Annotated in this window: 12 protein-coding genes and 1 pseudogene; 4 read left to right on the top strand and 9 right to left on the bottom strand. The window is 61.4% G+C overall.

The features are described from left to right. Positions 1-5: 5 nt before the first annotated feature. The 4 genes from ShzoTeo12_RS27735 to ShzoTeo12_RS27720 all read right to left on the bottom strand — a co-directional run bounded on the left by ShzoTeo12_RS27735 (position 6) and on the right by ShzoTeo12_RS27720 (position 4,916). Positions 6-1,154, bottom strand: a complete 1,149-nt coding sequence (locus tag ShzoTeo12_RS27735) for a hypothetical protein (protein WP_318914565.1) — start codon at positions 1,152-1,154, stop codon at positions 6-8. Next, positions 1,151-3,094: an HAD hydrolase family protein gene (locus tag ShzoTeo12_RS27730; RefSeq protein WP_318914564.1), complete on the bottom strand. Its 1,944-nt coding sequence runs from the start codon at positions 3,092-3,094 to the stop codon at positions 1,151-1,153. The genes ShzoTeo12_RS27735 and ShzoTeo12_RS27730 overlap by 4 nt, the downstream gene beginning before the upstream one ends. A gap of 183 nt (positions 3,095-3,277) precedes the next feature. Continuing rightward, complete coding sequence (gene scpB / locus ShzoTeo12_RS27725) at positions 3,278-3,961, bottom strand: SMC-Scp complex subunit ScpB (protein ID WP_318914563.1); 684 nt, start codon at positions 3,959-3,961, stop codon at positions 3,278-3,280. Between the two features lies 1 nt (position 3,962). After that, on the bottom strand, positions 3,963-4,916 hold the full coding sequence (locus ShzoTeo12_RS27720) for a DUF1403 family protein (protein ID WP_318914562.1): 954 nt from the start codon (positions 4,914-4,916) through the stop codon (positions 3,963-3,965). Positions 4,917-5,478: 562 nt separating this feature from the next. Between ShzoTeo12_RS27720 and ShzoTeo12_RS27715 the strand changes: the two are divergent. Beyond that, a pseudogene (locus tag ShzoTeo12_RS27715) lies at positions 5,479-5,783 on the top strand (recombinase family protein); the annotation flags it as partial. On the opposite strand, the gene ShzoTeo12_RS27710 reads toward ShzoTeo12_RS27715, so the two are convergent. From ShzoTeo12_RS27710 to ShzoTeo12_RS27700, 3 genes are read right to left on the bottom strand one after another with little or no spacing between them, the layout of a single operon-like run. Beyond that, positions 5,719-6,726 carry a TniQ family protein gene (locus tag ShzoTeo12_RS27710; RefSeq protein ID WP_242224997.1) on the bottom strand — a complete coding sequence of 336 codons (1,008 nt, stop codon included), beginning with the start codon at positions 6,724-6,726 and terminating at the stop codon, positions 5,719-5,721. The pseudogene ShzoTeo12_RS27715 and the gene ShzoTeo12_RS27710 overlap by 65 nt on opposite strands. Before the next feature lie 6 nt (positions 6,727-6,732). After that, positions 6,733-7,611, bottom strand: a complete 879-nt coding sequence (locus ShzoTeo12_RS27705) for a TniB family NTP-binding protein (protein WP_242224995.1) — start codon at positions 7,609-7,611, stop codon at positions 6,733-6,735. Further along, a complete protein-coding gene (locus tag ShzoTeo12_RS27700; protein WP_242224993.1) occupies positions 7,608-9,206 on the bottom strand; it encodes a Mu transposase C-terminal domain-containing protein in 1,599 nt (532 codons plus the stop codon). Before ShzoTeo12_RS27700 ends, ShzoTeo12_RS27705 begins: the two co-directional genes overlap by 4 nt. Before the next feature lie 123 nt (positions 9,207-9,329). Here ShzoTeo12_RS27700 and ShzoTeo12_RS27695 point away from each other — a divergent pair, with 123 nt between their 5' ends. Next, complete coding sequence (locus ShzoTeo12_RS27695) at positions 9,330-10,475, top strand: site-specific integrase (RefSeq protein WP_318914560.1); 1,146 nt, start codon at positions 9,330-9,332, stop codon at positions 10,473-10,475. Between the two features lie 655 nt (positions 10,476-11,130). Here the strand turns inward: ShzoTeo12_RS27695 and ShzoTeo12_RS27690 are convergent. Next, the gene (locus ShzoTeo12_RS27690) at positions 11,131-12,027 is read right to left on the bottom strand and encodes a LysR family transcriptional regulator (RefSeq protein ID WP_318914559.1); all 897 of its coding nucleotides are present in this window, start codon (positions 12,025-12,027) and stop codon (positions 11,131-11,133) included. A 119-nt stretch (positions 12,028-12,146) separates the two neighbouring features. On the opposite strand from ShzoTeo12_RS27690, the gene ShzoTeo12_RS27685 reads away from it, so the two are divergent. Beyond that, complete coding sequence (locus ShzoTeo12_RS27685; protein WP_318914558.1) at positions 12,147-13,046, top strand: DMT family transporter; 900 nt, start codon at positions 12,147-12,149, stop codon at positions 13,044-13,046. A 49-nt stretch (positions 13,047-13,095) separates the two neighbouring features. Here the strand turns inward: ShzoTeo12_RS27685 and ShzoTeo12_RS27680 are convergent, their stop codons facing one another. Then, positions 13,096-13,596, bottom strand: a complete 501-nt coding sequence (locus tag ShzoTeo12_RS27680) for an Lrp/AsnC family transcriptional regulator (RefSeq protein WP_318914557.1) — start codon at positions 13,594-13,596, stop codon at positions 13,096-13,098. Between the two features lie 89 nt (positions 13,597-13,685). Between ShzoTeo12_RS27680 and ShzoTeo12_RS27675 the strand changes: the two genes are divergently transcribed. After that, positions 13,686-14,858, top strand: a complete 1,173-nt coding sequence (locus tag ShzoTeo12_RS27675; protein WP_318914556.1) for an MFS transporter — start codon at positions 13,686-13,688, stop codon at positions 14,856-14,858. Positions 14,859-15,029 lie beyond the last annotated feature (171 nt).

The following is a 15,029-nucleotide window of genomic DNA, read 5'->3' as shown; positions in this document are numbered from 1 at the left end:
CTCACCTATACATGTCTTTGCCGGCGCCGAAACAGGGGGCTCATAGGCGGTGCATCCACACCCCCCTCACGTTTACCGCCGTCGGTCTCCGCCCATAGCAGAGCGACGGAATTGTTTGGAGTGTTGTGGTCGAGGATTAACGGAAGGGCGCAGCCGCCGTAGCCGAGCCCGAGATGGGTTTCGCCGCCAACGTCAGTGTGCTTGGTACGGATAGCCGGATCGTAATAGCTTTTCGTCAATTCAATGAAGCTCTGAAAGCCATTTCCATGAGCGTTGATCGGAAGCGACTCGGGTAGGATCGTTCCGAAGGAGAAATGAACTTCGGACGCCCAACCGTCTGACTGCAGTGCTGCCTTTGCCGCCGATGCGCGTTCTTTGATGACTGCCGAGGCCGCGTGCGTGGCAACGTAGTGATGAATGCAGAGATGCCAGTTGTCGGCGAAAATCTCTCTTCCATCGAGGTTCTTCCTCGCGAGTTCGATCGATTCCTTGAACTTCGCCAACTTTCCCGACCATTTCTTTTTTCCCTCGTTGTACCGAAGAAAGGACGTACCTGTGCCCATGAAATCATCGATCAGGTAGACGAGCTTGAATTTGGCGTCCTTTTCCTGAAGGCCTTCTTCGAGATTATCGAGAAGGTCTTGCCATTTTTCTGTGTCCAGTTGTGTTGACACCACAAGCTGCTCGTTGGTGAGGAATCCGACATTGCTGTGCCGCAGACCGTCAATGCGGGCCCCATCACTCAGGCCCATGAAGAGAGTCTGCCGGCGCAAGCGCTCCACCGCCTTCCTTGCTTCTTCGTCTGCATAGACCCGATACGGGGGGACGCTACGCTCCTCCGCAACCATGCGCACAAGCCTATCGCGTACCGTTTTTGGATACAGCTGCTCGACTAGCCTCTGCATTTCGCTTGGCCCGATGTATACGAGTGCATTGCGAACGAAATCGTAGGCGGTCTTTCTCTCTGCCTGTGCCTTGAACTGCTGGAGCCAAGTAGCCAAGCTCTCAATAAAACGCATTCCGGCCTGAAAGTCGCGGTAGCCATCATATTTTAGACGAGCCATCAGGCGTAGCCAGTCGAACTCTTTCCGTGCCTCATCATCGCTCCACTGCATGATTTCGCTGAGAACCCTGAGGCCGAGATCTTCATTCATCGAAACGCCCCCTTACGAAATCGCAAACCACCGTCGGTTACTTCGAGTGCCGCGAGGTAGCTTCGCGTAACAGCTATTCCACGCTGACCGGGTTCCGCGAGGTTCCAGCAGGTCGCTGGATCGACGCTGACCTCATCAACGCTGAGGCCCATGGGAGCATTCAGCAAGTCGTAGTCATTTCCAGGCCAGCGGCCGCGGTCACCGATCGTAAGAACCTGGCGGCCTGCCAATCGCTCCTGGACCTGACGAATGACATTGGTTTTGCTGACACCGCTTGCAATGATATCGATCGAATGGCTCGACCTAGTCACGATGGCTTCCCGGCAGCCGGTGCGGAGGATTAATTGGTGGGCAATGTCCCAAAGCCGGTTCTCGGCCATGAACTGACGAGGTTCCAAAGTGATCTGGTAACGTCGGTTCGTTTGCTTTGCCGCGCCGGCCAGCTCATCGCTTGTTTGAAAGGCTTCAGCCAGGTCTTTGAGTTCTGGACATACTTCATCCGTTCCATCGGGCACGCTATCGTCATTGAGCGTTCCGATCATCGCACCGTTGTAGTACCCGATGATAACTCGTGACCACAGCTCCTCTGGAAGCACCGTCCTTAAGTCTTTCCTGACTGAAACTCCTCGTCCGGTCGCAATCGCCAGAGTGGCGTCGCTTCTTGCTATCTTCTCCAACTCAGCGACGATCTCAGGACGGGCTGGTTGAAATCGCTGTCGCGTATCGACAACCGTACCATCGTAGTCAAGAATGACACCCCCAAAGGTTGTCGACTCCAACTGTCCAACAAAGGTGGTCAACGCATCCTGCCAATGAGATAGCGTCTTTCGTTCGTCAAGCCGCCGAATTGACTCTCCGGTTTTGCGCGCGATTGCGGCGTTCACGCTCTTGGCCAAAACGCCTAGAGCCTTTTTCCGGCCTTTGCTCGGGAGGTTGAGGTGATAGAGCTTTCGACCGAAATCCGGGACGCCCGGCTGGCCGGGATCTATGCCCCGTGCAAGACCAGCCCACCCTGTAACGTGCAGCGCAGCCAGGAGAGATCCGAGAAGCGCGGCCGGCCCGTGGCCGTTGATCTCAAGCTTCGCAATCGGAACATCCGCTGGAATGAGGGCGAGTGTTCGTTCGGCGATCGCCCTATCCTCATCTGTTATGAAAGCGAGAATGGCAGTTTCCTGCCCGCGCTTAGCTATCCAATGATGGCGACCATGGGCAAAGTTTCGATAGTCAGCCAGTTGCACAATACCGAGCGCCGCTTCTGTGAACTTCGATTCCAGATCGACTGCCCCGATTTTTGTTGAAGGCCCGTACAGCACCACGGTGGTGGCCCGGTCCCACAGGCCCCTGGCTGAATCTCGCCAACTTTGAACCTGGCCTGAGCTTCCGTCGGCATATGGCTCCACTGTAGAAGCGACATCTTCCCAAGACGCGATTGGGTCGAAGACTGAAGTGTATGCGCGTGCAAGCAGGGCTGAGAACCCCACGAGGGAGTTCGTCGCAAGGAAACCGTCTTTTCCCGCTGGTGGCGGAAACAACAAAAGATCAACGAAGGGGTGACGTTCACAAATTTCGGTAACCGGGCTGCCGAGCCGGCCACACATCACGGCGACTTGGCGATGTTCTCTTTCAATGAGGGAAACCGCAGCCGCGTTGATATCGACATTACTTCCTCCAGCGCTCAAAAGCCACTGACTGACGGAGGGATCCAAGTTCGCGCTCGCGGCTTCGAGGGGTGTTTGAACCAGGCCAGGTTTGCCGGTAAACAACTGATGCAGTGCTGCGAGCGCATGTGCGGCCGTCAACGACCCTCCAGATCCGATGGCTGACAACGGGGAAAGGCCAGCGGTCTTTACTGCAGTCCTCAAGGATTCAATGTCAGTCGAGGAGGCCCAGCGCAGGGTCTCCTGCAACCGGGCCAGTTCAGATGCGTACGGCTTTGCCATCGAAATCTCCCATCAGTTCCAAAGCGCGAACACAACGGGAACATTATCCCATTTCCACTCCAAATCCGTACTAGCATTAGTCGGAAGGAGCTGTGTTTGGGAGTCCAACCTTTAGCTTGCGAACATAGGAGGGCATTTTATCAACAGTTGCATGAGAACGTCTTCTGCGGGTGCGCTACCCGGCTAATCCTCTTCACACTCGGCCGCAGCCAACGCTTCGTCCTGCACACCTTTTCGGCTGAGCAACCCCGCATCCTCCAGCGCCTCGATGTCCGGCAAATCCCGCAGCGTCTGCAGGCCGAAGGCCGAGAGGAAGTGTTTTGTCGTGACATTGGTGTAGGGCGCGCCGGGCGTCGGGCTGCGCGGGCCGGAAGCGAGGAAGTTGGCGTTGCGGAGGCTGGCGATCGTATCGCGGCTGACCTCCTTGCCGAAGATTTTCGACAGGTCGCCGCGGGTGATCGGCTGGAAATAGGCGATCGCCATCAGCACCATGGCCTCGAAGTCGGACAGCGCCGGCGCCGCGCTCCGCGTCGAGGCCTGCGATGCCCGGATCGCGGATGCGTAAGCCGAACGCGTTCGGTGCTGCCAGCCGCCGGCGACGAAGACGATCTCATAGGGCCGGTCCCGCAGCTCCGCGCGCAGGTCGTCGATCAAGAGGTCGATGCTGCAGTCCTTGCCGACGACACGGGCCAGCGTCTCGCGGCCGACCGGCCCGGCCGCGGCAAAGATCACCGCCTCGACGCGCAGCATCCATTCGCGCCAGCGCAGGTCCGGCGGCAAATCCACCAGCTCCCGATCCAACAAGCGTTCGCTTGCGTCCTTCGTCCGAGACGTCCGTGTTTTGCCCGCTGCCTCCGGTCCGCTCATGTCACAATCCATAGATCCGGAACGACGCGCGGCCTGACAGTTCGCGCACGGCGCCAAAACCTTCCAGCCGGTCGAACAGCCGGGTCGCCGCCCAGCGCGACAGAGAGATGCCGGGGGCGGAGGCTGCCACGGCGTCCTCGTCAAGCAGGGCCTGGATGACGGTACCGGCGCCTTTCGTCCGGACCTTTGGCACTGCGGCGCGCAGCGTCTCGGCGCGGCGGGCGATCTCACCGGCGGTGCGCAGGGCCGCGCCCGTTGCCTCGGCGAGGGCAAGGCAGACGGCGCGGGCGAAGGCCGGCTCCCCCGGGCGCACACGGCCCCTGCCCCCGATAGTCTTGAAGGCCGGCCCGTAGCGCTCGGCCATCAGCAGCGGCACGGCAAAATTCCATTTCAGCAGCGCGGCGATCAACAGATCGGCCAGCATCCAGGCGAGCGGCTCGGCGTCCGGCCGCACGGCATGGATGGCCGTGACCAGGTCCGCCGCGGCGAACGGCGCCGGGTGGCCCGATTGCAGCGCATCGTCGGCGTGATCGACGGCCGCGGCGAGACGCTCGTCCCAGGCAAGCCCAAGAAGTTCGGCCAATTCGGCCACGGCTTTCGAGGAAAAGCCGGGTTTTCGCGTGGAAAACCTTTTGTAGGCCAGAAGCACGCGGCCGGCCGGGCCGGGATCGTCGCCGGCGGCCGTCAGCAGAACGGCGTCGCGCAACGCGGGCTCGTCCTCGCTGCGGCCCATCAGCCGGACCGCGACGGCGGCACATTTCAGGGCCTGACGAGACCGCCAGCAGCCGACCCAGACGGGTGCGGCGCGGACAAGATCGTCGAGCGATTTCAAGGTGATGCCGGCGGCAAAGGCGGCGGCAATCTCGTCCGGTTCGCGGCCACGCGGCAGGGCCCAGCCAGGTAGGGCGGCGATGAACGCCGGAGCAGGAACGAGAGGGGTGACGGGCGAATCCATGACCGCCATCCTATAACGGGTGCGCGGTTTAGGCTATCATTATCGACATAACCGCACAGCTTGTCTTTCCTCTATAATGATGGATAAGATTGCATTATCGTTCGTTATTTTCTTTCATAGAGAAATGACCACTGGCGCTCGTATTGGCGTCACGACTGTCAGCAGACCGGAAATCGTGGGATTCGCCGCCTTTTCGAGTCGGTTTTCACGGGACTACGCGCAGAGTTCCTGGGCCTGTTTCCACTAAGCTATTGTATTTATTGTGGCCGTTACGTCGACCGGATGTAACGTTGGTTTGTCACGTAGTCCCACGATTTCCGGTCCGAATTCACGTAGTCTCATGATTTCCGCTCCAACCGGTGGTCGGAAGGCGATTAAATCCAGCATTCACCACGCTTGGCGCTGTCCATCGTGCTCTCCGGACCAAAACAGCCTGTTTTGCAGTGTTTCGGCCACAGAAGGCCAAGGACGCGTTTTCCCGCGTTTTCCGACCGCTGGATCATCGCAGCCCCGGAAATCCACTCCACGGCCTTCTGTGAAGGTCGATAAAACTCACAGCCGCGGCCAGAAATGGACCGTCGAGCGCCTGCGCCGATCGGTGCGCCGCCTGGTGCACGAGGGCCTCGCCGAGCCCGAGCTTGTTCAGCGCGCCCCGCGGCGGCCGCCCGAGATCGATTGGTGAGGCTCGTTGCCGGTATTGCGACCGCCGACCCGCATCTCAGCCTGCGGGCGATCGCGGCGCAACTCGAGGCGATGCGCGAACGGGCCCCGCGTGGCGGCTGGAAATGGGCGGCTTCGTCGGTCAAGCATCTGCTTGATCGCGCCCGGGATCTCGGGCTGAAGGTGCACGAACCCGCGAACGGTTGACGCGGGGACTGGTCGCTGCTCTTGCGCCCTCCCCTCGCCTGCGGGTGCAAGGCGCGCGGCGATCGACAGCGCTGCGGATTGCAGTCGGCCACCGGTCGATCAGCGCCGTGACTTTCTTTCGGCCGAACTCGTCGGAAGCTTCCAAGATGCGAACGATGGCGTCGGCCGGATCCTGCAGGACGCGGGCAACGCCGATCGCAAGCCCGTACCGCTCCGCCCCTGACGTGTCCGGCAAATCGCTGATGGCTGAAGGCAGTTGCTGCTCATAGATCGGCACAGCGACCCGGAATTCCGGCACCACGACCGTCAAGGCAGGGCGTCGGAAGCGCTGCGATCGGATGGATGGCTCGTGCTGACACGAGAATGGCAAGCCGGCCAGTTCCCACGGCGCCGCAGGCGACGCTTCGCGCACCGGCGACAGCAGCAACGATAAAATCGCGCTGACGGACAGTGTGTCGGAATCCCCTCCCATTGCCCAGCGATGGAGGATTTGCGCACCCTGACGGGCGATCCAATAGTCGCCCAGAGCACTGGCGCCGCGTGTGTTGCAGCTGACAAGCGGTTGACGATGTCGCTCGCACCAGAAGGAAAAAGCGAACGCCCAGGATCTGAGACGTTGCGGTCGTTGCATGCCGCGCGAGCAGCCCGGGCAAAATGCCTGGGAATCCAAGAGAAGGAGGTCGCGATAGCGCGCCGGCGCGTCATGGAAGGTCATGGCGAGCAGGCGTTGGACCGAACTGCTCGTTGCGGCGGCGATGCGCTTGAGGTCGTTCTGCACGGGTTCCCTCTCGAGCTGCAGCGCGGGCCGAACCCAGCCGACATGCCTTTGCAGCCCTTCCCGGGAAACCAGATAGACATCGGCGATCCGCTCGAGCCAGGAACTCAGCCGTTCGTCCGGAAAGGGCGGCGGCACGATCGGCAGCGGCGCCCTCCCCTCCCCCATCACGGCTCAGGCCGCAGCGAAGGTCGTCGGCGCGGCAACGCGGTGATCGAGGATCGCGGTCGGCGTGATCCGTTCGGTTCCGGTGAGAATGGCGTCCGTGGCGAGATCAATCACCATCCGGAAGATCGAGGCCGTGATGCCGCCATTGATCTCCACGAGCCGTTTGAGTGCGCTATCCGTCAGCTCGGACGGGAAACGCAGCGGCAACGAGCATAGCAGCCCGCCAATCAGCCCGTGAAAGTCGTCGTCGTGCCGCCACGGTGGCAGACCGTAGGGCTCGAAGCGGCTGTTGAGGTGGGCGTCGCCCCGGATCGCATCGCGCGCCTCGTGCGAGCCGAGGCAGATCAGTGGGATCCGCAACTCGTTGCCGAGGAAGCGCAGCAGATTGAGCATCCGGCGCTGCTCGCGGTAGGTGCCGGCGATCAGATTCTGGACCTCGTCGATAACCAGCATGCGCGGCGCGATTTCCTGCAGCAGTCGCAGTGCCTGCGTTTCGAGCTGCCCAAGCGTAGCGCGCGTCGGCGGCGGCGCGCCGATTACCGAAAGCAGGCGGTGATAAAAACGTCCCTCGTCCGGTGAGGCGACCATCTGCACGGCGATGACAGGCCGGTGATGGATGCCGATGGTCTCGTCGAAGCGCGGCGGATGAGCCCGTACGAACTTCTCGATGATCATTGTCTTGCCCATGCCCGACGCGCCGAAGATCAGCAGATTGGGCATGCGCGCGCGTTTGGGAAACAAGAGCAGTTCCTCGAGCTTGTCGAGCGCCTGTCGGGCACGCGGATAATTAACCCACCGATCCACCCGGATATGCTCGATACGCTCGCGCTCGGGCAGGTCGACATGGGCCCGAACGGCGGGATCGAGGTGCGCATAGGCCGTCATTCCCATACCTCCACTGGAAAATGTGGCAAGGCGATCACCGGTTCGTCCGCCGGCGCGCTGGCCGGCAGCGCCGGCTTTGCCAACAGATGCGCCCGCCGCGCGCGCAGTCGGCGCGTTTGCAAAGTCTCCCGCGTCGCATGGTCGACCAAGGCACGTTGCGCGGCGATCGTCTGGAAGATCGTCTCCTCGTCGATTTCGCTGCGGCCGCGGGCTCGCTGCACGCGCAACGCCGCCTTCTGTTCCCACAGCGTGATGGCGGGACGTCCGGGATTGCGCGTCGGCGCCATCAGATAGTTTCCATCCAACTTGACGAACACCTGGTGCAGATCCCTCGGGTCATATTTGACCAGAACCTTGTCGTCGCACCGGCCGATCCAGGGCGCGAAACCATCCGACCAATAGCAGATGTTGTGGATGTGGATGCCGGTCCGCCGCAGCACTCGCGGCTCGAACGGCAGAAAATCGATCAGAAAGGCAAGCGGATCACGCACCTGCCGCACAGGCCGCGCCGATACGGCTTCGTTCCAGGCCGCCACCGGCGGGCGGCCGATGCCGCGATGCAGGTCGGTATGGTAGGCGATGATCTCCAGCGCCAGCCAGGCCTCGAGCTCACGCATCGTCATCACGGCCCGCACCTCGGGATCGTAGTCGCCCCGCTCCAGCACGTTGGAGAAGTGCGTGCCGGGCAGCAGATGCACCGCCCCCATCATCGTGCCAATCAGGCGTTCGACATGGCCGCCAAATCGGGGCGTTCCTGGCGGCCGATAAGAGACGACGATGTTGTGGTCGTCGCAGCCCCGCTTGAACGCACGGGCGTGGAATTCGGCGCCGTTGTCGACATGGATACACTCGGGCAAGCCGCTCGCTGGCCATTTGAGCGGAATTCCACGATCCTGAAGCCAGCGTGTCTTATCAATGATCGCATGCGTCAGGCATAGCGCCACCGAGGTCACCGAAGGTGCCTCCAGGGAGAGGTAGAACCCCAGCACCATGCGCGTGCAGACATCGATGGCAATCGTCAGAATAGGTCGGCCGATCGGCTGTCGTTCAATCGGATCGACCACCGTCACATCGACCTTGGTATGGTCGATCTGGACGATCTGCAGTGGATGCTGCGCGGAAAACTCGCCAGGCAGGGCCAGGAATTGCGCCTCTGTCCGCGCCTTTCCTTCACGCCGACGCATCAGCGCTTCCGCATCGTAGGTCTTAAGATAGGCCTTCAACCGTCTGATCGCTGGCGGCGTCAAACCGCTATGCCGACACTCGGCGACGATGCGCTTCCACAGCCGCGTCAGGCTCGGCCGTTCCGGCGTGGCATAGAACGTCCGGATGGCTTCATCGACCAGCACCTTCAGTTCCGGTTCGAAAGCATCGATCCCCGGTCGCCGACCCGGCTTGCGTTCGATCAGGACCGCGATCCGCTCGTCTTCCCGGAAACTCTTCAACCAGCGAAATAGCGTCGTCCGGCCGACTCCCAACTCAGCCATCGCGTCGGCGATTTCGTCTCGGCTCGGTCGTTGCGGCAAGCGGCGTAGCACAGCGGCTCGTGCAAGCGCCGTCTGCCATTCCCGCTCATTGGCCTCGTTGCGATCCATAGCTATACTACGAGAAGGTTGCGAACGTAGTCCCACTATTTCCGAATCAGGATTGTAACGTAGTCCCACGAAAAGTGAATCCGTCTCGCAAAACTGAATCGTTTATGCTATTGAAAACATTGAATGTGCTGTTCCATCAAAACCGGTCAACTGACAAACAGCGAATTTCATGCTTCGGAGAACCCTGCGCCGCCGTACAGCACGCCGGCGGCCGACGGCATTTCCGCCAGCGAGGTATCGGCCGGTCTCCCCTCCCCTCTCGCCGAAGCGAGCACAAGCCTGCCGGCGCATCTGCAGGACCTTACCGATCGCGCGCGCGGCTACGTCGCGGCCGCCAGCTCCGCCAACACGCGGAAGGCCTACGCCTCCGATTGGAAGCATTTTTCCGCCTGGTGCCGGCGCCAGAACCTGTCTCCCCTCCCCCCTGATCCGCAGGTCGTCGGGCTCTACATTACCGCCTGCGCGTCCGGTTCGGCCGAGCGCGGCGGAAAACCCAACAGTGTCTCGACCATCGAGCGCCGGCTGGCAGCGATCGGCTGGAATTGCGCGCAGCGCGGCATGCCGCTGGAGCGCAAGGACCGGGCGATCGCCACCGTCATGGCCGGCATCCGCAATCGCCACGCCGCCCCGCCCCGGCAGAAGGAAGCCATCCTGCCGGAAGACCTGATCGCCATGCTCGAAACGCTCGACCGGGGCAGCCTGCGTGGGTTGCGCGACCGAGCTATGTTGCTCATCGGCTTCGCTGGCGGCTTGCGTCGCTCGGAAATCACCGGACTCGATCTTGGCCGCGACCAGACGGAAGACGGCCGCGGCTGGATCGAAATCTTCGACAAGGGGGCGCTTCTGACCTTGCGTGGGAAAACCGGCTGGCGCGAGGTCGATGTCGGCCGGGGCTCTTCAGACGCCACCTGCCCTGTCGCGGCGCTGGAAACCTGGATCAAGTTCGCCAAGCTCGCCAAAGGTCCCCTCTTCCGCCGCGTGACCGGCCAGGGCAAGAATGTTGGGCCGGATCGCCTCAATGACCAGGAAGTGGCGCGGCTCGTTAAGAAGACAGCACTTGCCGCCGGCGTGCGCGGCGATCTATCCGAAGCGGAACGAGAGCAAAAGTTCGCCGGGCACTCGCTGCGTGCTGGCCTCGCTTCTTCAGCCGAGGTCGACGAGCGTCATGTGCAAAAGCAACTCGGCCACGCTTCAGCCGAAATGACCCGCCGTTACCAGCGTCGCCGCGACCGGTTTCGCGTCAACCTGACCAAGGCCGCCGGGCTGTAGTCGTTCCATAGTTAAGCGCTATTCGGAGGGTGACCCCCTGCCCTTCGGCAAGGTCTCCGCGAAGGTCTCGTGCTGCGGGCCGTCCAAAACGACGGCGTCGATGTTTTCGCAGGATCGCACCTTCAGGCGCAGGGGAATGTTGTTTCCAGGCCCAAGCTGATTCATCAGCCAGCCGACGCAGTGTGCTTCCTCGCCAACGGGGTGCTCGTGGCATGCCATAGCACGGCCGGTCCCGGTTAGACTCCCCGGCGCCGCGATCGTCGTAGTGAGGGCGGCATGTCGAACTTCGTCATAGCCATTCGGAATATCGTGAGGGTCCGTCGAGACCTTCCAGGGGCACTTGTCACACTGCCGAACGCGCTTCAATTTCCAATTCATGCAAGGCCCAACCTTTTCCGCGATCAGTCCTACAGCGACGCGACCGAACGTCCAACCTGTTTCCAGACTATGCGGGCGAAAGTGACCGTCGGCCCTCCCCCTGTGTGGGATGAGACCGTGAGCACCAAACGTCCGCCGTCTTTTTGGCTCGGCGCCGACTGATGCCTGGCCGATGAAAGCCTACCGCGATCCTTTCCATGACAATTTCACCGGGGGCCGCGCGACCATGACGTGGACCCGTTGCGATGCGGCATGCCGCCGTCACCTGGGTGGGCTCCTATCTTCTGCCGGCGAACGCTGTGAAGTCGAAACCTTGCACAAAGCTGCGAAACGCAGCCTGCGCTTTGGATTGGTTGTTTCGGTCGGGGACGATCAGGGCCATCTCGTACGGCGGAATTTCCCAATCAGGGAGCAGTTCGACGAGACGGCCCGACGCCAATGCCGGCTCGCAGGCATAGGCAGGCAAGAGGGTAATTCCGCCGCCGGCGATGGCGGAGTGCAGGAGGAAGCCCATCGAGTCCGAGATCGCGCCAGCCGCCGGGCGGAGAGTACGGCGCTCATCGCCGAATGAGAAAGACCATTCTCGTTGGGCATCATGCAGGAGGCATCGATGACGCAGCAGATCGTCAGTATCCCTGACCGGCCCGTTCCGTGCGATATAGGCCGGAGCGGCAACAAGCGCTCGGCGGATCGAGGAGATTCTGCGGAGAATAAGCCCCTGCCCCGTGGCCCGCCCTACTCGGAAGGCAAAATCTATGCATTCTTGGATGATGTCCAGGTGCCGGTTTGTGGCGAGCAACTCGACGGCGATCTGGGGGAAGTCCTTGGCGAAGCTCTCCAGAAACCCCGGCATGAAATGGCTGGCGGTAATCTCGGGACAGGTGATCCTCAGCGTCCCGACCGGCTGCTCCTTTAGATTCCTCATCGCCACCGCCGCGGCCGACGCCTCGGCACGAACCCGGCGGCAATAGTCCAGATAGACCTGCCCGGCTTCGGTGAGGCTGACGTGACGTGTCGAGCGGTTGAGCAGCCTGAGACCGAGGCGTTCCTCCAGCTGGGCAATACGCTGGCTGACCGTGGACTTTGGCATGCCGATCCGCTCGCCGGCGCGCGAGAAGCCGCCGGTTTCAGCGACCTCGGCCAGAAGGATCATGTCGTCCGCACTGTCCACCATTGCACCTCCCTCAGCGACGCTCCTTCATTGTCCGTCATTGCGGACAGAATTTCCATATAGTTCCGATTGCTGGAGGCGACTCGGCGCAATACCGTTCAGGCATGGCAAGGGAGCGCAGAATGTCGATCAGTGATGTAGCGCCGAAGTCGGACAGGGTGGCTCTCGCGGTTTCGGTGATGGTCGTGACCGACCTGACGCTGTCCATCGCCGATGCGATCATAAAAGTCACGATCGCGGACATGCCGCTGTCGCAGTTCATCGTCCTGCGATCCTGCATCACTTTGCCGATGCTGATCATGCTGAGATGGCGGCTTCCGCAGATCTCCCTGCGGCCAATCCATCTCCGCTGGAGCGTCTTGCGCAGCGCGCTGCTTCTTTCCAGCCTGCTGCTCTACTATGCCTCGCTGCCGCATCTCGATCTCTCCATGGTGGCGGCTGTCTACTATACGATCCCAATCTTCATCACCCTGTTCTCCGCCGTCTGGATCAGGGAGCGTATGGGGGCCAAGGGCTGGCTCGGCCTCGTGCTCGGATTCGGCGGCGTGCTTCTGATGATGAAACCGCAGGCGGGCGATTTGACCATGCACACGCTGATGCCCCTCGCCGCAGCCATTCTCTATGCAATTGCTATGGTGCTGACCCGCACCCGCAATCGCGGTGAAAATCCTTTCGTTCTCGCGCTCCTGTTCAACCTGCTGGCTCTCGTTCTGGGAGGCCTTGCGGGATTGGCCAACTTATGGATCGGAGAGGCAGGCGCGCTTGCAGGGAACTGGCTTTCGGCGGGAGATATCCCATGGCCACTGATCCTCCTCTTGAGCATGACGATGCTGATCGGCAGCGTCGGAACTGCCGTGGCGTATCAGTTGGGGCCGCCCGCCCTCATCTCGACCTGGGACTTTTCCTACCTCGCTTTCGCGGTCGTCTGGGGCGTCGTGTTCTTCTCTGAGCGGCTCGACGCTGCCTCCATCGTCGGTATTGTGCTCATCCCGCTCGCCGGGTTCATCGTCCTCCGGCGGTAACGCCCGCAGCCAGCATCATAGGAAAGAAAAATGCGGCGAAGGGACCGGGTCAATCCGGCGATGGACCGCGCTCGAGGAACGTGGAAAGCGCGATGTAGCTACGCACGGACCGGACGCCCTCCAGGCTCTGGATCTCCATAAGGAACGTCTCGAGCGACTCCGTATCCGCAGCCCGGACTTTTACAAGAACGCACCCGTCACCGGCGACGGTGTGGAGCTCCTCGACCTCCGGCCGCCTGATGAACTTCAGCAGTTCGCGTGTCGCATTGTAGCTGCTCGTATCGATCACCAGGAAGGTCAAAAGAGTGCGGCCCAGCTTGCAGCCGTCAAGCCGTGCAACGGTTCCCTTGATGACGCCGTCGCGCTTGAGGCGCTTCACGCGGTCATGCACGGCGGGCGCCGAAAGATTCACGATCTTGCTCAGGTCGGCATAACTGCGCGAGGCATTCTCCGAGAGCGCCCCTAATATTTTTCGGTCGATCGCGTCGAGTTCTGCCGGCTGGTGTCTGGTCTGCCGAACAGCATCTGTTTCTTTCTCTGTCGAAGCCATTGCCGCTTTATCTCCGAACACGGGCGCATCATATGTCCGCTCTTACCGAATGCCATTCGGATAATAATAGCACATATGGAGTTTCTGCAATGCCTTTGGCCCTATTCGCGCTGGCAGTCGGCGCTTTCGGTATCGGTCTCACCGAATTCATCATCGCCGGCATTCTTCCGCAGATTGCGCGAAGCTTCGATGTCGATATACCGACAGCCGGCCTGATGGCTACTACCTATGCCCTCGGCGTCTTTGTGGGCGCGCCGGTCCTGACCGTGTTGGGTGCCAGGATGCCCCGAAAGATCATGTTGATCGGACTTGCAGGCATCTTCACGCTAGGCAATGTGATCACCGCCCTTGCGCCGACGCTGTCGATCGCCCTCGTGGGACGGATCATAACCTCGTTCAATCACGGCGCCTTCTTCGGCATCGGCTCGATTATCGCGGCCTCGCTTGTGGCACCGGGCCGGCAAGCAAGCGCGATTGCCTTTATGTTCTCCGGCCTCACACTCGCGAACCTCTTCGGCGTTCCCGCAGGCACTTGGCTCGCGCAGGTCTACGATTGGCGGCTCGTGTTCTGGCTCATCGCGGGGATCGGCCTGGTGACCGTGGTAAGTGTAGCGGCGCTGGTGCCGCGTATGGAACCGGGGAAAGCAATCGCACTGCGGGAAGAGTTGCGCGCCTTCACCGATTCTCAAGTGCTGCTCGCCATGGGGATCACTATATTCGGTCCCGCCGCCTTCTTCACCTCGATCACCTATATCGCTCCAATGATGATCGAGCAGGCAGGATTCTCGGAGGCGGCCGTCGCCCGGCTGATGATCCTCTTCGGCCTCGGCTTGGCCGTCGGCAACTGGATCGGTGGGCGCTTCGCGGATCGAGCGCTGTTCGGTACGCTCTTCGTGACACTTGCGGCCCAAGCCGCCGTACTCTTCCTGTTCTGGTTTGGCGCCGAAAGTGGCACCGTCGCCTCAGCCTCTGTCTTCCTCATGGCGGCCTTCGGCTTCGCCACCGTTTCGCCCATCCAGAAACTGGTGATGGACCGTGCCAGTCGGGCCGGCGCACCGACCATGGCGGCGTCTGTGAATATAGGCATGTTCAATCTCGGAAACGCAATCGGAGCCTGGGTCGGCGGCGCTACCATCGCCGCCGGGTTCGGCCTAACTTCGCCGAACTGGGCTGGAGCCGTCCTATCACTGGTGGCGCTAGCGCTCGCGGTGCTGGCAAAGCTGAGCGCCAGCGGCGAGCAATCACTGGCAATGGCGGAGTGATTGGAAAATGCTTGGAAACGCCCTACGCCCGTTCCCGCTCCATGACCTGCTAGGAGCATCGAGAAACGTTCACAAACGATCGGTTGTCTGCGTGCGCACCCTTTGAACAAAGGGTGCGCTGATCATCGGGATATGTCGACTAAACCCGCTTCCATCGACACATTCAGGCTA

Origin of the sequence: Shinella zoogloeoides (genome assembly GCF_033705735.1) — a bacterium.
Classification (GTDB): domain Bacteria; phylum Pseudomonadota; class Alphaproteobacteria; order Rhizobiales; family Rhizobiaceae; genus Shinella; species Shinella zoogloeoides_A.
This window is presented reverse-complemented; position numbering and strand designations above follow the sequence as displayed.